Source organism: Streptomyces sp. H39-C1 (genome assembly GCF_027158125.1).
GTDB lineage: Bacteria > Actinomycetota > Actinomycetes > Streptomycetales > Streptomycetaceae > Actinacidiphila > Actinacidiphila fildesensis.
Genome location: NZ_JAPVLS010000053.1, coordinates 37,821 through 56,456, shown reverse-complemented (window position 1 = coordinate 56,456; position 18,636 = coordinate 37,821). Strand labels below are relative to the sequence as shown.

16 protein-coding genes and 1 pseudogene are annotated in these 18,636 nt (G+C 72.0%); 9 read left to right on the top strand and 8 right to left on the bottom strand.

Translation table 11 applies throughout. The features are described from left to right. Positions 1-46: 46 nt before the first annotated feature. A complete protein-coding gene (locus O3W51_RS29965; protein WP_269287772.1) occupies positions 47-1,474 on the top strand; it encodes an MFS transporter in 1,428 nt (475 codons plus the stop codon). A gap of 73 nt (positions 1,475-1,547) precedes the next feature. Here the strand turns inward: O3W51_RS29965 and O3W51_RS29960 are convergent, their stop codons facing one another. Then, a complete protein-coding gene (locus O3W51_RS29960; protein ID WP_164294915.1) occupies positions 1,548-3,314 on the bottom strand; it encodes an acetyl/propionyl/methylcrotonyl-CoA carboxylase subunit alpha in 1,767 nt (588 codons plus the stop codon). Between the two features lie 374 nt (positions 3,315-3,688). On the opposite strand from O3W51_RS29960, the gene O3W51_RS29955 reads away from it, so the two are divergent. After that, on the top strand, positions 3,689-4,147 hold the full coding sequence (locus tag O3W51_RS29955; protein ID WP_138352186.1) for a hypothetical protein: 459 nt from the start codon (positions 3,689-3,691) through the stop codon (positions 4,145-4,147). A 34-nt stretch (positions 4,148-4,181) separates the two neighbouring features. Here the strand turns inward: O3W51_RS29955 and O3W51_RS29950 are convergent, their stop codons facing one another. The 4 genes from O3W51_RS29950 to O3W51_RS29935 form a co-directional block, all read right to left on the bottom strand. Next, a complete protein-coding gene (locus O3W51_RS29950; protein WP_138352185.1) occupies positions 4,182-4,784 on the bottom strand; it encodes a nucleoside triphosphate pyrophosphatase in 603 nt (200 codons plus the stop codon). A gap of 60 nt (positions 4,785-4,844) precedes the next feature. Beyond that, the gene (mmpB, locus tag O3W51_RS29945) at positions 4,845-4,982 is read right to left on the bottom strand and encodes a morphogenic membrane protein MmpB (protein WP_187144992.1); all 138 of its coding nucleotides are present in this window, start codon (positions 4,980-4,982) and stop codon (positions 4,845-4,847) included. A gap of 114 nt (positions 4,983-5,096) precedes the next feature. Further along, positions 5,097-5,300, bottom strand: a complete 204-nt coding sequence (locus O3W51_RS29940) for an acyl-CoA carboxylase subunit epsilon (RefSeq protein ID WP_138352274.1) — start codon at positions 5,298-5,300, stop codon at positions 5,097-5,099. Positions 5,301-5,314: 14 nt separating this feature from the next. After that, the gene (locus tag O3W51_RS29935; protein ID WP_138352184.1) at positions 5,315-6,904 is read right to left on the bottom strand and encodes an acyl-CoA carboxylase subunit beta; all 1,590 of its coding nucleotides are present in this window, start codon (positions 6,902-6,904) and stop codon (positions 5,315-5,317) included. A 147-nt stretch (positions 6,905-7,051) separates the two neighbouring features. Here O3W51_RS29935 and O3W51_RS29930 point away from each other — a divergent pair, with 147 nt between their 5' ends. The 5 genes and pseudogenes from O3W51_RS29930 to hutH all read left to right on the top strand — a co-directional run bounded on the left by O3W51_RS29930 (position 7,052) and on the right by hutH (position 13,097). Continuing rightward, positions 7,052-7,891 carry a biotin--[acetyl-CoA-carboxylase] ligase gene (locus O3W51_RS29930; protein ID WP_138352183.1) on the top strand — a complete coding sequence of 280 codons (840 nt, stop codon included), beginning with the start codon at positions 7,052-7,054 and terminating at the stop codon, positions 7,889-7,891. A 213-nt stretch (positions 7,892-8,104) separates the two neighbouring features. Further along, entirely contained in the window at positions 8,105-9,274 is a 1,170-nt protein-coding gene (locus O3W51_RS29925) for an adenylate/guanylate cyclase domain-containing protein (protein WP_269287771.1), read from the top strand. Positions 9,275-9,322: 48 nt separating this feature from the next. Then, entirely contained in the window at positions 9,323-10,126 is an 804-nt protein-coding gene (locus tag O3W51_RS29920) for an enoyl-CoA hydratase/isomerase family protein (RefSeq protein ID WP_269287770.1), read from the top strand. A gap of 102 nt (positions 10,127-10,228) precedes the next feature. Beyond that, the gene (locus O3W51_RS29915; RefSeq protein WP_138352180.1) at positions 10,229-11,383 is read left to right on the top strand and encodes a GGDEF domain-containing protein; all 1,155 of its coding nucleotides are present in this window, start codon (positions 10,229-10,231) and stop codon (positions 11,381-11,383) included. Between the two features lie 161 nt (positions 11,384-11,544). After that, positions 11,545-13,097, top strand: a pseudogene (gene hutH, locus O3W51_RS29910) (histidine ammonia-lyase). 131 nt (positions 13,098-13,228) lie between these two features. Here the strand turns inward: hutH and O3W51_RS29905 are convergent. Further along, positions 13,229-13,525: a hypothetical protein gene (locus O3W51_RS29905; RefSeq protein WP_232484665.1), complete on the bottom strand. Its 297-nt coding sequence runs from the start codon at positions 13,523-13,525 to the stop codon at positions 13,229-13,231. Between the two features lie 101 nt (positions 13,526-13,626). Here O3W51_RS29905 and O3W51_RS29900 point away from each other — a divergent pair, with 101 nt between their 5' ends. Further along, complete coding sequence (locus tag O3W51_RS29900) at positions 13,627-13,998, top strand: hypothetical protein (protein WP_138352177.1); 372 nt, start codon at positions 13,627-13,629, stop codon at positions 13,996-13,998. 307 nt (positions 13,999-14,305) lie between these two features. Further along, positions 14,306-15,580, top strand: a complete 1,275-nt coding sequence (locus tag O3W51_RS29895) for a L,D-transpeptidase (protein ID WP_138352273.1) — start codon at positions 14,306-14,308, stop codon at positions 15,578-15,580. A gap of 229 nt (positions 15,581-15,809) precedes the next feature. Here the strand turns inward: O3W51_RS29895 and O3W51_RS29890 are convergent, their stop codons facing one another. After that, positions 15,810-17,003: an ROK family transcriptional regulator gene (locus O3W51_RS29890; RefSeq protein ID WP_138352176.1), complete on the bottom strand. Its 1,194-nt coding sequence runs from the start codon at positions 17,001-17,003 to the stop codon at positions 15,810-15,812. 217 nt (positions 17,004-17,220) lie between these two features. Further along, positions 17,221-18,612: a xylulokinase gene (xylB, locus tag O3W51_RS29885; RefSeq protein ID WP_198357041.1), complete on the bottom strand. Its 1,392-nt coding sequence runs from the start codon at positions 18,610-18,612 to the stop codon at positions 17,221-17,223. Positions 18,613-18,636 lie beyond the last annotated feature (24 nt).

Here is an 18,636-nt window from a genome sequence, read left to right as displayed (position 1 = left end):
TTGCGGAGGCACCCTCCGCTTCTGCCTCTCTGGAGGTCTACTCATCATGTCCACATCCTTGAGCACGGCTCCGGTCGCCGCCCCCGCCCCGACCCGGCGGCACCACCCGTTACTCGCTCTCTCCGCCATCGTCGGCACCCAGCTGATGCTGCTGCTGGATGCGACCGTGGTGAACGTCGCCCTGCCGGGCATAGGCGCCGACCTGGGCTTCTCCTCCACCGGCATGTCCTGGATCCTGAACGTCTACATCCTCACGTTCGGCGGCCTGCTGCTGCTCGGCAGCCGGATCGGCGACCTCATCGGCCGCCGCCGCGCCCTGATCATCGGGGTGCTGGCCTTCACCGCCGCCTCGGTGGCCGGGGGATTCGCCACCGACGCGACGCTGCTGCTCGTCTCCCGCGGCGCCCCGGGCGCCGCCGCCGCACTGGCCGCGCCCAGCACGCTTGCCCTGCTGACCACCACCTTCACCGAGGGCACCGAGCGCAACCGTGCGCTGAGCGTGTTCTCCGCGATCTCGGGCGCCGGCTCCGCCGTCGGCCTGATCGTCGGCGGGATGCTCACCGAATGGGGCTCCTGGCGCTGGGTGTTCTTCATCAACATCCCCGTCGGGCTCGCCATCGCCGCGCTGGCCCCGCGCTATGTCGCCGAGACGGCCCGCCACCCCGGCGGCCGGTTCGACGTCGCCGGGGCGCTCACCGGCACCCTCGGCATGGCCTCGCTCGTCTACGCGTTCATCCGCGTCGCCGACCAGGGCTGGAGCGACACCCGGGCGCTGACCACCTTCGCCGCGGCGGCCGCGCTGCTCGCCGCGTTCCTGCTCAACGAGGTACGGGCCGAGCGCCCGCTGGTCGTGCTGCGGCTGTTCGCGGACCGCAACCGGGCCCTCGCCTACGGCTGCATGCTGCTCATTCCGGCGGGCATGTTCGGGGTCTTCTACTTCTCCACCCAGTTCCTGCAGGGCGTACTGGGGTACAGCCCGCTGCGCACCGGCTTCGCCTTCCTCCCGCTGGCGGCCCCGCTCTTCGTGGCCGCCCGCACCGCCCCGCGCGCACTGGCCCGCTTCGGCGCCAAGCGCGTCGCGTCGGCCGGCGCCCTGCTCTCGCTCAGCGGGACGCTGTGGCTCTCGCAGCTCGACGCGGGCACCGGCTACGTTGGCGCGCTGCTCGGGCCGCTGGCCCTCATCGGGGTGGGTGTCGGCTTCACGATGATGCCGCTCAACACCCTCATCCTGACGGGCGTCCAGCCGCGTGACGCCGGTTCGGCGTCCGGACTGCTGCAGACGATGCAACAGATCGGCGGCAGCCTGGGCCTGTCGATCCTCGTCACCGTCTTCGGCACCGCGGCCCGGCACGCCGGCGGGGGCGCGGGGGAGGTCTTCACGGCGGGCGCCACCGCGGCCTTCGCGGCGGCCGCCGTCTTCACCGGCCTGGCGCTGTTGCTCGTCCTGGCCGTACGGGCGCCCTCGAAACGCTGAGGGTGCGGGACAGCGAAATGCCGGGCGGGCCCGATCGGGCCCGCCCGGCATCGTCAGTTCACCCGACCGGAGATCAGTCCTTGATCTCGCAGATCAGCGCGCCCGAGGTGACCGAGGAGCCGACCTCGGCCGTCAGGCCCTTGATGGTGCCGGAGCGGTGCGCGTTGAGCGGCTGCTCCATCTTCATGGCCTCCAGGACGACGACGAGGTCGCCCTCGTTGACCTCCTGGCCCTCCTCGACCGCGACCTTGACGATGGTGCCCTGCATCGGGGATGCCAGGGAGTCACCGGAAGCGGCCGAACCGGCCTTCTTGGTGGTGGCGCGGCGCGGCGCCTTCTTGTTCAGGCCCACCGGCATGGACGCGACACCGAGCGACGCCGGGAGGGAGACCTCCAGGCGCTTGCCGCCGACCTCGACGACCACCGTCTCGCGGGCCGGGGCCTCGTCGTCCTCGCCACCGACCGGCGCGAACGCCGTGATGGTGTTCTGGAACTCCGTCTCGATCCACCGGGTGTGGACGGTGAACGGCTCGGTGGATCCGCCCAGCTCGGGGGCGAACGCCGGGTCGGCCACGACCGCGCGGTGGAACGGGATGGCCGTGGCCATGCCCTCGACGCGGAACTCCGCCAGCGCACGGGCCGCACGCTGCAGCGCCTGCTGCCGCGTCGCGCCGGTCACGATCAGCTTGGCGAGCAGCGAGTCCCAGGCCGGGCCGATGACCGAGCCGGACTCGACGCCCGCGTCCAGCCGCACACCGGGGCCCGACGGGGGCTGGAAGGTGGTGACGGTGCCGGGGGCGGGCAGGAAGCCGCGGCCCGGGTCCTCGCCGTTGATACGGAACTCGATCGAGTGACCCCGCAGTACCGGGTCGCCGTAGCCGAGCTCCTCGCCGTCCGCGATCCGGAACATCTCCCGGACCAGGTCGATACCGGAGACCTCCTCGGTGACCGGGTGCTCGACCTGCAGACGGGTGTTGACCTCCAGGAAGGAGATCGTGCCGTCCACGGCCACCAGGAACTCCACGGTGCCCGCGCCGATGTAGCCGGCCTCCTTGAGGATGGCCTTGGACGCCCGGTACAGCTCGGCGTTCTGCTCATCGGTCAGGAACGGCGCCGGAGCCTCCTCCACCAGCTTCTGGTGGCGGCGCTGCAGCGAGCAGTCACGGGTGGAGACGACCACGACGTTGCCGTGGCTGTCGGCCAGGCACTGCGTCTCGACGTGCCGCGGGCGGTCCAGGTAGCGCTCGACGAAGCACTCGCCGCGACCGAAGGCGGCGACCGCCTCGCGGACCGCTGAGTCGAACAGCTCCGGGATCTCCTCGATGGTGCGCGCGACCTTCAGACCGCGCCCACCACCGCCGAAGGCGGCCTTGATGGCGACCGGCAGGCCGTGCTGCTGGGCGAACGCGACGACCTCGTCAGGACCCGAGACCGGGTCCGGGGTGCCCGCGACGAGCGGGGCACCGGCACGCAGCGCGATATGACGCGCCGCCACCTTGTCACCGAGATCGCGGATCGCCTGCGGCGGCGGGCCGATCCAGGTCAGCCCGGCGTCCAGCACCGCCTGGGCGAACTCGGCGTTCTCGGACAGGAATCCGTATCCGGGGTGGATCGCGTCCGCCCCTGATTCGGCTGCGGCGGCCAGCACCTTGGCGTAGTCCAGATAGCTGGACGCCGGCGTGTCACCGCCCAACGCGTAGGCCTCGTCGGCCGCGCGGACATGCAGCGCGTCCCGATCCGGGTCTGCGTAGATGGCTACGCTGGCGATCCCGGCATCCCGGCAGGCGCGGGCGACGCGGACTGCAATTTCACCGCGGTTGGCGATGAGCACCTTGCGCACGATGGCTCCCTCCTTGAAACAAGCCGAGTTTAGTTACTGACGACACTTCATGCCGAGTCACCCCTACAGGTGAGCTTGCCCACACGGAGGGTGATTCGAGCGCCGGTCGAGCGCCCGAGTGCCTGCTAAATCCACGGTACGACCCCATTCGTCCGGGTGCCCCAAGGGCCTTGGTGTGGCCCATGTCTCTCTGAGTGACCAAGGGCAGGATGCCGGATCCTTTGTGGGTTCTCCACGAATAGGGGGTGGAATCTTTGCTGGTCCGCCACCCCGAAAGGGTGGTGGGGTCATGGACCTTGCCGCGCGGCGTACCCGTTAGTAGCGTTCGCGATGCGTGATACCCGGGGTAACGGTTGCAGGTTGAAGGGGGAAAGGTGCGCAGAGGTCTGGCCGCGACCACGGCTGTAGTGCTCGTCCTTGAGGCGTTCGTCATCGCGTTCATCCATGTGGTGCTCGGCCTCGCCGTGCGCAACCAGAACATGTCCGTCGCGGGACTCGACTCCGACGGCATGGCCATCGGCACCTGGGTCGGTGGTGCTCTGTTCGGGCTCTTCCTCATCGGCTGTGCCCTCATCCCGGCGCGGGTAGCGCTGCGTGGCCGCCCGCCCGGCCGGTTCGGGCAGATCCTGCTCATCGTGTGCGCGGTCGTTCACGGCCTGCTGGGTGCGCTGGTGGTCGGCCTCGTCGGCTGGGCCGCCTTCGTCTTCATGATGGTCGTCCTGGCGCTCCTTGTCGGCACTCTGCTGCTGTACCCCGACACCGAGGACAGCGCACCCGCCGCCGGGAGCAACGGCAACGAGGTCCCGCCGCCGACCGCCCCGGCCGCAGCCTAGGACGTTACGGGCAGGGGCGGGCGGAAACCGGCGGCTACGCCGTCCAGAGGTCGGTGATCCGCACGTCCAGGTCGCCCAGCAGCCGCCGCAGCGTCGGCAGGGACAGGCCGATGACGTTGCCCGGGTCCCCGTCGATCCCGTCGACGAACGGGGCCGAGCGGCCGTCCAGGGTGAACGCGCCCGCGACGTACAGCGGCTCGCCGCTGGCGACGTAGGCGGCGATCTCGGCGTCGTCCGGCGAGCCGAAGCGCACCGTGGTCGACGCGGTCGCCGAGACCTGCTTGCCGTTCGCGGTGTCGATGACGCAGTGACCCGTCCGCAGTACGCCGGAGCGGCCGCGCATCGACACCCACCGGGCGGTCGCCTCCGCGGCGTCCGCCGGCTTGCCCAGCGCCTCGCCGTCCAGGTCCAGTACGGAGTCGCAGCCGATCACCAGCTCGCCGCCGGTCAGGCCGGCCGCTACCGCCGCGGCCTTCGCCTCGGCCAGCACCCGCGCCAGCTCCGCCGGGTTCGCGGCGGTCAGCGCGTCCTCGTCGACCCCGCTGACCACGACCCGGGGATCGAGTCCGGCCTGCCGCAGCAGGTTGAGCCGGGCGGGGGATGCAGAGGCCAGGACGAGAGGGCGACGGGTGCTCATCGGGCCATCGTAATTCGGGCCGCGGCCGCTGCGGTGCCGGGGCGGGACACTGCCGGACGGTCAGCTGTGCCAGCCGACCAGCAGCATCAGCAGGGGAATGGTCAGCGCGATCACGAGCATCGCGCGCCGCAGCATCGCCTGCACCTGCCGCATGTCCTCCGGCGGTTCGTCGCGCCGGTCGCGGTCCGACCACAACATGTCTTCCAGGTTGCGCCCGGGAAAAGGCCCGCGCCTGAGTACGGGTACTCAAGCGCGGGCCGGGAGATGACTATTTGTTCGGCTTGCTCCGCTGATGCGGCCGGGCCGGCTCGTTCAGCGCGGCCAGAAGGACGTGCGCCACGCGCCGGGACCCGGGCCGGGGACAGGGCGGGGCACGTTGTGGGCCGGGTCGGCCCACTGCTCCGTCGGGTGCGGGCCGTCGGCGCTGCCCGACGTCGCGGCGGCCCGCGCCTGGACCAGTGCCACGACGGCGGCCAGCTCCTCCGGGGTCGGATTTCCCCGCTCTACCTTGATCACCACGGGACGGCTCCTTACAGGGGGATGTTGCCGTGCTTCTTCGGCGGCAGGCTCTCGCGCTTGTTGCGCAGCGTCCGCAGCGCCTTGACGAGGTGCGAGCGGGTCTCGGACGGCATGATCACCGCGTCGATGTAACCGCGCTCGGCGGCCACGTACGGGTTCAGCAGCGTGTCCTCGTAATCGGTGATCAGCTGCTGGCGCAGCTCCTCGACCGCCTCCGGCGTCTTCGCCTCGGCCAGCGTGCGGCGGTGCAGGATGTTCACCGCGCCCTGCGCGCCCATGACCGCGATCTGCGCGGTCGGCCACGCCAGGTTCAGGTCGGCGCCCAGGTGCTTGGAGCCCATCACGTCGTAGGCGCCGCCGTACGCCTTACGGGTGATGACGGTGATCAGCGGGACCGTCGCCTCCGCGTAGGCGTAGATCAGCTTGGCGCCGCGCCGGATGATGCCGTTCCACTCCTGGTCGGTGCCGGGCAGGAAGCCGGGTACGTCCACGAAGGTGATGACCGGGATGTTGAAACTGTCGCAGGTACGGACGAAGCGGGCGGCCTTTTCCGACGCGTCGATGTCCAGACAGCCCGCGAACTGCATCGGCTGGTTGGCGATGATGCCGACCGGCCGGCCCTCGATCCGGCCGAGGCCCGCGACGATGTTCGGCGCGAACAGCGCCTGCGTCTCCAGGAACTCGCCGTCGTCCAGCACGTGCTCGATGACCTTGTGCATGTCGTACGGCTGGTTCGCGGAGTCCGGGATCAGCGCGTCCAGCTCCAGGTCCTCGGCGCTGGTCGCCAGGTCCGCCTCGACCGGGTAGGCCGGGGCCTCCGCCAGGTTGTTGGACGGCAGGTACGACAGCAGCGCCTTCACGTACTCGATGGCGTCCTTCTCGTCACCCGCCATGTGGTGCGCGTTCCCGGACGTCGTGTTGTGGGTGCGGGCGCCGCCCAGCTCCTCCATGGCGACGTCCTCGCCGGTCACGGTCTTGATGACGTCGGGTCCCGTGATGAACATGTGCGAGGTCTGGTCGACCATCACCACGAAGTCCGTGATGGCCGGCGAGTACACCGCGCCGCCCGCGCAGGGGCCCACGATCAGCGAGATCTGCGGGATCACACCGGAGGCGTGGGTGTTGCGGCGGAAGATCTCGCCGTACATGCCGAGCGAGGCCACACCCTCCTGGATGCGGGCGCCGCCGGAGTCGTTGATGCCGATGACCGGGCAGCCGGTCTTCATCGCCCAGTCCATGACCTTGACGATCTTCTCGCCGTAGACCTCGCCCAGGGCGCCGCCGAAGACGGTGAAGTCCTGGGAGAAGACCGCCACCGGGCGGCCCTCGACCGTGCCGTAGCCCGTGACGACGCCGTCGCCGTAGGGGCGGTTCTTCTCCAGGTCGAAGTTGGTCGACCGGTGCCGGGCGAGCTCGTCCAGCTCGACGAACGAGTCCTCGTCGAGGAGCAGTTCGATCCGCTCCCGGGCGGTCAGCTTGCCCTTGGCGTGTTGCTTCTCCACCGCGCGCGCGGAGCCGGCGTGCGTCGCCTCCTCCATACGGCGGCGCAGATCCGCGAGCTTGCCCGCGGTGGTGTGGATGTCGTGCTCCGGCTCGGCCATGGAGGCGGCTCTCCTGCTCTCGTGGGTCCTGTCGGGTCCTACTTGACTGGCGAGTAACGCTGTTTCGTAGCGTAACGGCGCGACTGGTTCCCGAGCAGTGCGGCGTTGGACACACTCCGCTCACAGGTCTTCTCCTAATCTGGGCGGATGACGACTCCCAACCGCTGGTCCGACCTGGAGCGCCCCCCTCTCGGCGAAGCCGCGCTGCGCCGGGCGGTCATCGCGCCGGACAGCCCCTGGACGTCCCTCGACGTCGTCGAGGCCACCGGTTCCACCAACAGTGACCTCGCACAACGCGCCAACGCCGGTGCCCCCGAAGGCGCCGTACTCGTCGCGGAGGAGCAGACCGCGGGCCGCGGCCGGCTGGACCGCCAGTGGTCGGCGCCGCCCCGCTCCGGCCTGTTCCTCTCGGTGCTACTGCGGCCCGCCGACGTACCGGTGGAGCGCTGGGGCTGGCTGCCGCTGCTCGCCGGAGTCGCGACCGCCACGGCGCTGTCCCGGACCGCCGGCGTCGACACGGCACTCAAATGGCCCAACGACCTGCTGGTCACCATCGACGGCGAGGAGCGCAAGACCGGCGGCATCCTCGCCGAGCGCGCCGGCACCGACGCCGTGATCATCGGTATCGGGATCAACGTGTCGCTGCGCACCGACGAACTGCCCGTCCCCGCCGCGGGCTCCCTCGCCCTCGCCGGCGCCAAGGGCACCGACCGCGACCCGCTGCTGCGTGCCGTGCTGCGCTCCCTCGCCGACTGGTACGGCGAGTGGCGGGCGGCCGGCGGCGACCCGGCCGCCTCCCGTCTCCAGCAGACGTACGCGGCCGGCTGCGCCACGCTCGGCCGTGAGGTCCGCGCCGAGCTGCCCGGCGGGCGTGAGCTGGTCGGCACCGCGGTCGGCGTGGACGACGACGGCCGGCTGGTGCTCGCCACCGCGGACGGGGAGCAGGCGGTGGGCGCGGGGGACGTCGTCCACATCCGCCGCGCGTAGGACCGGGGCCGGGCGGTGGAGGCAGCCCGTCCGGATCCCGGTCCTCCCTTGCGGATCTCCCGTCCGCGGGGGCGCGGAGGAGGCCCGTTGACGTAGGCACGGGCAGGTGACGTGAGCTACGGCACACCTGCCGTATCGTTGAGGCGGCGCGTCGGCTTGATGATCGGAAGGGCTCGGACGGGCATTGCGCAGGGATCTGACAGGGGGCGGAGGGTGAGCGTGGACGACGCGGACCTTCCCCCGTACGCGACGGATCCGGGCACCGGCCCGGACCCGGACGGCATCGACTCCGATCAGCCGGCCGATCCGGCCGGCTCCGCCGACCCCGGGACGCCCGCCGATCCCGGTGCCGGCACGGATTCCACCGATCCCGCCGAGCATCCGCTCGCACTGCGCCTCGAACACCTCATCCTCGGCGCCGGCCGCCAGTACACGCCCTTCCAGGCGGCCCGCACCGCCGGCGTCTCCATGGATCTCGCCTCCCGCTTCTGGCGCGCCATGGGCTTCGCCGACATCGGCCAGGCGAAGGCCCTCACCGAGGCCGACGTGCTGGCGCTGCGCCGGCTCGCCGGGCTCGTCGAGGCCGGGCTGCTGAGCGAGTCGATGGCCATTCAGGTGGCCCGCTCCACCGGCCAGACCACCGCCCGCCTCGCCGACTGGCAGACCGACTCCTTCCTCGAAGGGCTCACCGAGCCGCCCGAGCCCGGCATGACGCGGGCCGAGGTCGCCTACCCGCTCGTCGAACTGCTCCTGCCCGAGCTGGAGGAGTTCCTCATCTACGTCTGGCGGCGCCAGCTGGCCGCCGCCACCAGCCGCGTCGTCCAGTCCGACGACGAGGAGGCCGTCGACCGCCGGCTGGCCGTGGGCTTCGCCGACCTCGTCGGCTTCACCCGGCTCACCCGGCGGCTGGAGGAGGAGGAACTCGGCGAGCTCGTCGAGGCCTTCGAGACCACCTGCGCCGACCAGGTCGCCGCACACGGCGGGCGCCTGATCAAGACGCTCGGCGACGAGGTGCTGTACGTCGCCGACGACCCCGGCACCGCCGCCGAGATCGGGCTGCGGCTCATCGAGACGATGACCGGCGACGAGTCCATGCCCGCACTGCGCGTCGGGATGGCCTTCGGGACCGTGACCACCCGGATGGGCGATGTCTTCGGCACCACCGTGAACCTCGCGAGCCGGCTGACGTCGATAGCGCCACGGGACGCCGTCCTCGTCGACGGTGACTTCGCGCAGGCGCTCGGCGCGGCGGGCGACGCCCCCGTCTCCGAGGTCGACGCGTCCGAGGACGACAAGTACCGCTTCGCCCTGCAGCCGATGTGGCGCCGTCCGGTGCGTGGGCTCGGCGTTGTCGAGCCGTGGCTGCTGACACGCCGTAGCTGACCCCACCTCCCCTGCCGCGCGGCGGGCGCGGCTGGCATGATCCGGGGCATGACGGAGTCTGAAGTGCGGTTCGGGGAATGGGTCGCGGTGCGGCGGCACGGCGCGCGCGTCGCGGAGTTGGTGCTGGATCGCCCCAAGGCGATGAACGCCATCTCGACGGAGATGGCCGGGAACGTGGCGGCGGCCTGTGCCGCGCTCGCCGCCGACCGGACGGTCAGCGTCGTGGTGCTGACGTCCACGCACGAGCGCGCGTTCTGCGTCGGCGCGGACCTGAAGGAGCGCAACTCCTTCACGGACGCCGACCTCGGCCGGCAGCGGCCGCACACCCGTGCCGCGTACACCTCGGTGCTGGAACTTCCGATGCCGTCGATCGCCGCGGTGCACGGCTTCGCGCTCGGTGGCGGCTTCGAGCTGGCGCTGTCCTGCGACGTGATCGTGGCGGACGCCACCGCGGTGGTGGGGCTGCCGGAGGTCTCGGTGGGCGTGATCCCCGGCGGTGGCGGCACCCAGCTGCTGCCGCGCCGGGTGGGCGCGGCACGGGCCGCCGCGCTGAGGTGCTCGGCGCGGCGGGTGGCGGCGGTGGAGGCCGGTGCGCGGGGCCTCGGCGACGTCCTGGCGGCCGCGGGCGTGGCGCGCGCGGACGCGCTGGCGCTCGCGGAGCGCATGGCCGCGAACTCGCCGGTGGGCCTGCGGGCCGCGAAGCGGGCGCTGCGGCTCGGGCACGGACTGGATCTGCGGGCCGGTCTCGACGTCGAGGACGCGGCGTGGCGGACGGTGGCCTTCTCGGGGGACCGGGCCGAGGGCGTGGCGGCGTTCAACGAGAAGCGGACGCCGGACTGGCCGGGGGAGTGACGCCGGCCCGGGTGGCGGCGGGCGGCTGACGGGGGAACAGTAAATTCGCCCAGGGAGTAGTCAAACAGCCCCAAGTGCGACATTTGTTCTTAACCTGGTGGGATGGGTGACGGGACGGCCGATCGACGGCTGCGAGCGGTCGTGGAGTTGGCGCAGGCGATGGCGGCCGCCCAGGACCCGCGCGAGGCGGTGCGGGCGGCCGCCACCAGGGCGCGGCTCGCGATGGGCGGGTCCTTCGCGGCGCTGTCGTCGTGGGAACGGGGATCGGGCCAGCTCAAGGTGCTCGTCAACGACGGCGACCTGGCGCCCGGCGAGGACCCGGAGCCGCGGGACGAGACCTATCCCGTGAACGACTTCCCGGAGATCGTCGAGTTCCTGCACGGGAAATGGGCCGGCGGCGGGGAACCGCACGCCTGGGTCGAGACGGCCGAGGAGGGCCCGCAGGGGCCGGGCGCGTACTGCCACCAGCGGGTCGCCGCCCTGCGGCGGCGCGGGCGCGGCTGCTGCGTCGTGGCGCCGATCGTGCTGCACGGGCGCGCCTGGGGCGAGCTGTACGTGGCCCGGGGCGCGGGCGAGCCGGTCTTCGACCGGGCGGACGCGGACTTCGCGACGGTGCTGGCCGCCGTGATCGCGGCCGGGATCTCGCAGACCGAACGGCTCGCCGAGGTCCAGCGGCTGGCCTTCAGCGACCCGCTGACCGGGCTCGGGAACCGGCGCGCCGTCGACGTCCGGCTGGACGAGGCGCTGGAGCTGCACCGGGTGTCGGGGACCGTGGTGAGCCTGGTGGTGTGCGATCTGAACGGTCTGAAGAAGGTGAACGACCGGCTCGGACACGCGGTCGGGGACCAGCTGCTCGAACGTTTCGGCTCCGTCCTGTCGCTGTGCGGCGCGCTGCTGCCGGGCAGCCTGGCGGCCCGGCTCGGCGGCGACGAGTTCTGCCTCGTCGCGGTCGGCCAGAGCCCGGACGAGGTGGTGGGCGCGGCGGACGAGCTGTGCCGACGGGCCACCGAGCTGGAGGTGGGCGAAGGCGTCGCGTGCGGGGTCGCCTCGACGGGCGACCCGATCGGGCCGGTACGGACCGCCCGGCGGCTCTTCCGCCTCGCCGACGCCGCCCAGTACCGGGCCAAGGCGCTGCGCTCGACCACTCCGGTCGTCGCGGGGCGCGGGGGCCCGGACGACCCCGTCGTACGCCTCGCGGACCAGCCGCCCGCGCCCGAGGGCGAACGCCGGCGGATTCGCGGGCGCCACGGGTCCTGACGGGCGGGCCTGCCGGCGGGCCCGGTTGCCTTGCTGTGCCCGGCCCCGAGCGGTTGTCGGGTAGGGCCCGCGAAGATCACCGGGGCGGGCCATCGAAGATCGCCTGCGAAGGTAAGGAGTGACAGGCGGCGATTCACTCTCTAGGGTGCGTGAATATGAATATGCATAACGTGGTCATCGGCGCCGACGGCGCGAGCGCGGACGACGTCCTGGCCGTGGCTCGCGGCGGCGCGAAGGTCGAACTGTCGCAGCAGGCACTGACCGGGATCGCCGCGTCGCGGCAGGTCATCGAGGCGCTGGCGGCCAAGCCGGAGCCGGTCTACGGCGTGTCCACGGGCTTCGGCGCGCTGGCCGTCCGCCACATCAGCCCGGAGCTGCGCGCACAGCTGCAGCGCTCCCTGGTGCGTTCGCACGCCGCCGGCATGGGCCCGAGCGTCGAGCGGGAGGTCGTGCGCGGCCTGATGTTCCTGCGGCTGAAGACGCTCGCGTCCGGCCGCACCGGCGTGCGTCCGGTCGTCGCCGAGACGATGGCGGCGATCCTGAACGCCGGAATCACCCCCGTCGTGCACGAGTACGGCTCGCTCGGCTGTTCCGGTGACCTCGCACCGCTCGCGCACTGCGCGCAGGTGCTGATGGGCGAAGGCGTGGCCGAAGGCCCCGACGGAACGATTCGTCCGGCCGGCGAGCTGCTCGCCGAGGCCGGCATCGAGCCGGTGGAGCTGCGCGAGAAGGAGGGCCTGGCCCTCATCAACGGCACCGACGGCATGCTCGGCATGCTGGTGATGGCCTGCGCGGACCTCGCGCAGCTGTTCACCGCCGCCGACATCACCGCCGCGCTCTCGCTGGAGGCACTGCTCGGCACCGAGCGCGTCCTCGCGCCCGAGCTGCACGCCATCCGCCCGCACCCGGGCCAGGCCGCGAGCGCCGAGAACATGCGCCGCGTGCTGGAGGGCTCCGGCTTCACCGGGCACCACCAGGACGACGCCCCGCGCGTCCAGGACGCCTACTCGATCCGCTGCGCCCCGCAGGTCGCGGGCGCCGGCCGGGACACCCTGGCGCACGCCCGGCTGGTGGCCGACCGCGAGCTGATCTCCGCCGTCGACAACCCCGTGGTGCTGCCCGACGGCCGCGTGGAGTCCAACGGCAACTTCCACGGCGCGCCCGTGGCGTACGTCCTGGACTTCCTGGCGATCGCCGCCGCCGACCTCGGCAGCATCGCCGAGCGGCGCACCGACCGGCTGCTCGACAAGTCGCGCTCGCACGGGCTGCCGGCGTTCCTCGCCGACGACCCGGGCGTGGACTCGGGCCTGATGATCGCTCAGTACACGCAGGCCGCGCTGGTCAGCGAGATGAAGCGGCTGGCCGTGCCGGCCTCCGTGGACTCCATCCCGTCGTCCGCGATGCAGGAGGACCACGTCTCCATGGGCTGGTCCGCGGCCCGCAAGCTGCGGACGACCGTCGACAACCTGGCGCGGATCATCGCCGTCGAGCTGTTCGCCGCGACCCGCGCCATCGAGATGCGCGAGAAGCTCACCGCGGGCGGTCTGCGGCCCGCCCCGGCCACTCGGGCGATGTGGCGGCGGTCCGTGAGGCGGGCATCGACGGAGTCGGCCCGGACCGTTTCCTGTCGCCCGACCTGGAGGCCGCGTACGCGTTCGTCCGGGCCGGAAACCTCAACGCGGCGGCCGAATCGGTGACGGGGCCGCTGGCCTGACGCCGGATCAGCGGGGCCGGCGCCGCGCGCCGCGCGACTGCTGAGCGGCGACTGCTGAGCGATTGCTGAGCCGCTGCTGAGCGTGACGATGATGAGGGGCGCACACCCGCGGGTGTGCGCCCCTCGGTGCTTCAGAGCGCCTGCGCGCGGGAGCGCCGCCCTGCGTTCAGCACCAGCCCCGCACCGCCGACGAGGAACGCGGCCCCGCCGATCAGATACGGCGTGGTGTGCACCGTTCCGGTGGCCGCGAGATGGAGCGTCCCGGTCGTCGACGTCGTCGGTCCTGATGCCGTCACGGGTGCCTTGACCTGCGAAGCGGGGGCATGATCCGGGCTGGCGGTGGCGGACGGCACGAAATACAGCGCTGCCAATACGGAAGCCGCGGCGGCGGCGACGAACGGGCGTGGAGAGGCCAGAGGCGAGGTCAACGGATCCCCCATTGGGTGCGGCGACTTGACCGTAGACGCCGATGTTAGTGACCTGGTGTGCCTGGTGGGAAGCTGGCGCTCCGGCGTTTACGCTCCGTCGCATGAGCACTACTGAGATTCCCCGTGGCGACAGCGGCCCGCGCTATGTCCGACTCCAGGTCGAGCTCGTTCTCGAGGTCACCGGACAGCAGGAAGTGACCGCCGCCGCACTGGAGCACATCGCCGCCGACGCGGAGATGCCCGCCGAGGAGCGGACGCACGCCGAGGCGGCTGTGAAGCAGGACGAGTCCGAGGCGCTGGCCTATCTGATCGACCCGTTCGACCTGGTCACGACGGTCCCCGGGATCGAACTCGTGCAGGCCTCGTGGTCCTGCGCGCACACCGAGTACGACCCCGACTCCGAAGAGTGGGACATGTACGACGACGACGATGCCGCAGAGGAGGACGTCGAGGAGGCCACCACGCCGGCCTGATCCCGGTCCGGCTCCGCCTGATCCTGGTCTGACCTGCATTTTTCCCCGACCCCGGGCCGTTTCGCGGCCCGGGGTTCCGCACGTGTGCCTCGACACACTTTCCGGACAAAGGGAACGGACTTCCGGCCCCGCATGTTCCTCTGGTTATGGATGAGGCTCGTTTCCGGATCCATCTCGTCCGGATCCGTCGCTCGCAGGGACGCGGGCAGGACTCGCGGGAACGCGAGCAGGGAACGTGCGCCCGCAGGCATTGGAGATTTGTGTGAAGTCGCCCGACCCCGGCACCGCAACCGGCCCCGTCAACGGCATGACGCCCGACCAGCGCGCGCGCTCGCGGCGCAGGCGCCGCACCGGCCTGGCGGCCGTCGCGGTCGTGCTCGGCGGCGCGGTCGCGCTGACCGCGTGCGGCGGCAGCGGCTCGGACAAGGGCGCCGCCGCGACGGACAAGGGCAAGACACAGGCGGACGTCGACGCGGCCGCCGCCGACGTCTCCTCGGACGCCAAGATCGCCATCACCCCGAAGACGGGGACCAGCAACGCGAGCATCAGCAGCGGCACCAAGATCGCCGTGACCGACGGCAAACTCACCGCGGTCGCCATGACCGAGGTCGTGAGCGGAAAGGCCGTCAAGGGCGCGATAGCCACCGACGGCACCAGCTGGAAGCCGGACGCCTCCCTCGACCGCGGCAAGAAGTACAAGGTCGCGGCCACCGCGCAGGACGCGAAGGGCCGCGTCGTCACCGAGACCTCCACCTTCGGCACGGTCTCCGCGAGCAACAGCTTCATCGGCTACTTCACGCCGGAGGACGGCTCCACGGTCGGCGTCGGCATGCCGGTGTCGATCAAGTTCGACAAGGCCGTCACCAACAAGAAGGCCGTCGAGTCGGCCATCAAGGTGGCGTCCAGCAGCGGCCAGACGGTCGTGGGCCACTGGTTCGACTCCACCCGGCTGGACTTCCGTCCGCAGGAGTACTGGAAGGCCGGCTCGAACGTCAGCGTCAAGCTGAAGCTCGACGGCGTCGAGGGCTCCAACGGCGTCTACGGCGTCCAGAACAAGGACGTCAACTTCACCGTCGGCCGGTCCCAGGTCTCGACGGTCGACGCCACCACCAAGACGATGACGGTCGTCCGCGACGGCAAAACCATCAAGACCATCCCGATCTCGGCCGGCTCCGCCGACCACCCGACCTACAACGGTCAGATGGTGATCTCCGAGAAGTACAAGCAGACGCGGATGAACGGTGACTCGGTCGGCTTCAAGGGTGAGTACGACATCGCCGACGTGCCGCACGCCATGCGGCTGAGCTCCTCGGGCACGTTCATCCACGGCAACTACTGGGGCAACAAGTCGATCTTCGGCTCGGCCAACACCAGCCACGGCTGCATCGGCCTGAGCGACGCCAAGGGCGCCAACGACCCGGACACGCTGGGTGCCTGGTTCTTCGACCAGTCGCTGATCGGCGACGTGGTCGTGATGAAGAACTCGCCCGACAAGACGATCAAGCCGGACAACGGGCTCAACGGGTGGAACATGACGTGGAGCGCTTGGACCGCCGGGTCCGCGCTGGGTGCCACGTCCTGATCCTGCGGGTTTGCCTGCGGCCGGCTCGAGCCGGGGGCCCGAAGGTCCCTCTCTAGGCCGTGTTGCGAAAGTCCCGCCTGGCCCACGGCGTCTGGCACGCGCCCTCGCCGCGTTGTCGGGCTCGTCCACGTACGTCCAGTACGAGGACGACCCTCCGCCTTGCGAGCGCACGCACCGGACGCCGTGGGCCACGCCCTCCGGGCGAACGGCGCTCCTTTCGCAACACGCCCTAGCGGGCGGTCCATTCGGACGGGTCGTCCAGGACCGCCCGCACCGCGCTGTACGCCGCGCCCAGCAGCACCCCGTCCCGGCCCAGCCGTGACTCGACCACCAGCGCGCCGCCGCCCGTGACCCGTCGCCCCAGCTCCCGCCGCACCCCCGGCAGCAGCCACGGGGCCAGCTCGGAGAGCGGGCCGCCGAGGACCACCGCCTGCGGGTCGAGCAGGTTCACGGCGCCGCTCAGCGCGATCCCGAGCGCCCGGCCGGCGGCCTCCAGGGCCGCCAGCGCGGGCGCGTCGTCGTCCGAGGCCGCCGTCCGCAGCGCCTTGAGCCGCCCCGGCAGCTCCGGGGCGATACCGGCCGCGCGCAGCACCGCCTCCTCGCCCGCGTACTGCTCCAGGCAGCCGCGGGCGCCGCAGGAGCAGCGCGGACCGTCGGGGTAGACGGGGACGTGCCCGAGCTCGCCGGCGAAGCCGCGCGCTCCGCGGAAGAGGCTGCCGTTGATGACGAGGGCGGCGCCGATGCCGATCTCTGCCGAGACGTGGATGAAGTCGGTGAGGGGGGCTTGGGCAGCGCCTTGTGGGGTGTCGGTGGCGGGGAGCGCCTTCTCCCTGCCGGCCAGCCACAGTTCTGCCAGTGCCCCTAGGTTCGCCTCGTTCTCCACGGTCAGTTCGGTGCGTTCGTTCTTCCAGCCGAGGTTCGGTGCCCGCAGCACCGTGTGCTGGTCCCTCCCCACCAGGCCGGGGACCGCGACGGTCAGCCCCGCCGGGCGCAGCCCGAGCGCCACCGCTTCCTCCGTCACCTGCCGGACGAGTCCGTCCAGCTCGCCGAGCGTCTGCGCGGCGGCCCGGCCGCGGTTGCGGGCCTCCACGGTCGCTCGGGCCCGTACGGTGCCGCGCAGGTCCACGACGCAGGCCGCGAGGTGGTCCACGCCCACTTCGGCGCCGATCCCGGCGGGGCCGCGCGGGCTGAGGGCGAGGGCGGTGCCGGGGCGGCCCACGGTGCCGGGGCGCTGCGCGCCCAGCTCGGTGACGAGGCCCGCCGCGATGAGTTCGTCGACGAGCGTCGAGACGGTGGCCCGGGTGAGGCCGACCTCGGCGGCGACGGCTGCCCGGGAGAGGTTGTCGCCGGCGGCGACGGCGTGCACGACGGCGGACAGGTTGCGGCGGCGCAGGGCGGCTTGGGGGTTGGTGCCGGTTGCCACGGTCGGTCCGTTCTGTGGTCTGTGGGGGCGGGGGCCGGGCCCTCCGGGGCGGGGCTTCGAAATCGACTGTTCACGATCCCCCAACCTTCGGCCGGGGTGCCCCCAGGGGCCCACAAATAGCTCGGCAGCATTTCGAAACCCCACCCCTGCGGACCCGTCCCCCTCCGGTTCGAGCCACCCGGGGGGGTGGGGGCCCTGGCCTCCTGCGTGTCGTTCGTCAGGTGGTGGTCAGCGCCGCTCTCAGGGATTCCAGCGTGGTTTCGTCCCGTTCGATCGGATCGTAGACCGGGCCCGCCGACGTGCCCCAGCGGGCGGCGATGTCGGTGGGTGTTTCCCCGGTGAGGAGGGCGGCCGCCTGCGCGGCGGCGCCCAGGGCGACGAGGTCGTCCGCGTCGGGGATCTGGACCGCTCGTCCGGACAGCCGGCGGACGGTCTGCCGCCAGGCGGTGCCGCGGGCGCCGCCGCCGATCAGGAGGAGGGGCTCGTCGGAGGGCCGGTCGTCGACGGCCAGGACCAGGTCCAGGGCGGTGAGGAGGGTGTAGGTGGCGCCGTCGTAGGCGGCCTGGAGGATCTGGCCGGGGGTGGTGTCGTGGCGCAGGCCGGTGAGGGTGCCCGAGGCGAGGGGGAGGTTGGGGGTGCGCTCTCCGTCGAGGAAGGGGAGGAGGGTGATCGTTCTGTTGGGTTCCACGGCTTCTCTGGTGAGGCTGAGGAGGCCGGCGATCTTGTCCACCGCCTGGGTGCAGTTCAGGGTGCAGGCGAGCGGGAGCCAGCCGCCGTGTGCCCCCGCGAAGCCGGCGACCGTTCCCGTGGGGTCGGTGGGGCGGTTGGTCGAGGGGGTGTAGACGGTTCCCGAGGTGCCCAGGCTGAGGGCGGCGCGGCCGGGGGTCAGGCCGAGGCCCAGGGCGGCCGCCGCGTTGTCGCCGGTGCCGGAGGCGACCGGGATGCCGGGTGGGAGGGGGAGGCCGGGGAGCGTGGTCCCTGCTGGTTCTCCTGGGGCCAGTACGCGGGGGAGGAGGGCTTCGTCGAGGCCGACGGTGGTGAGGACGGCGTTGTCGTAGGTCTCGGTGTCCGAGGCCCACCAGCCGGTTCCCGATACGTCGCCGCGATCCGTGACCGCCTGGCCCGTCAGCCGTTCGGTGAGGAAGTCGTGCGGCAGGCGCACTCCGGCCGTCGCGGCGGCGACGGCCGGTTCGTTCTCGCGCAGCCAGGCCCATTTCGCGACGGTGAAGCTGGCTCCGGGTACGGAGCCGAAGCGCTCGGCCCAGTGTTTGGCTCCGAAGCGTGCGACGAGTGCCTCTGCCTGGGGGGCTGATCGCACGTCGTTCCAGAGGAGGGCCGGGCGCAGGGCCTTACCCGATGCGTCGAGGGTGACCAAGCCATGTTGTTGGCCTCCGATGGAGATGGCCGAGGCCGGGTGTGGGGACAGGGCTTCGAGGGTTGTTCTGAGGGCTTGCCACCAGACCTCCGGGTCCGTTTCGCGCCTTCCGCCCTCGCTGACCGTGTGGGGCGATCTGGCCCGCGCCAGCACTTCGCCGGTGTCCACCCGGACCGCCAGCGCCTTCGTCGACTGGGTGGAGCTGTCCACCCCGATCACGACCGTCGGTTCCATTGAGCGACCCCCTTCTCTTCCCAT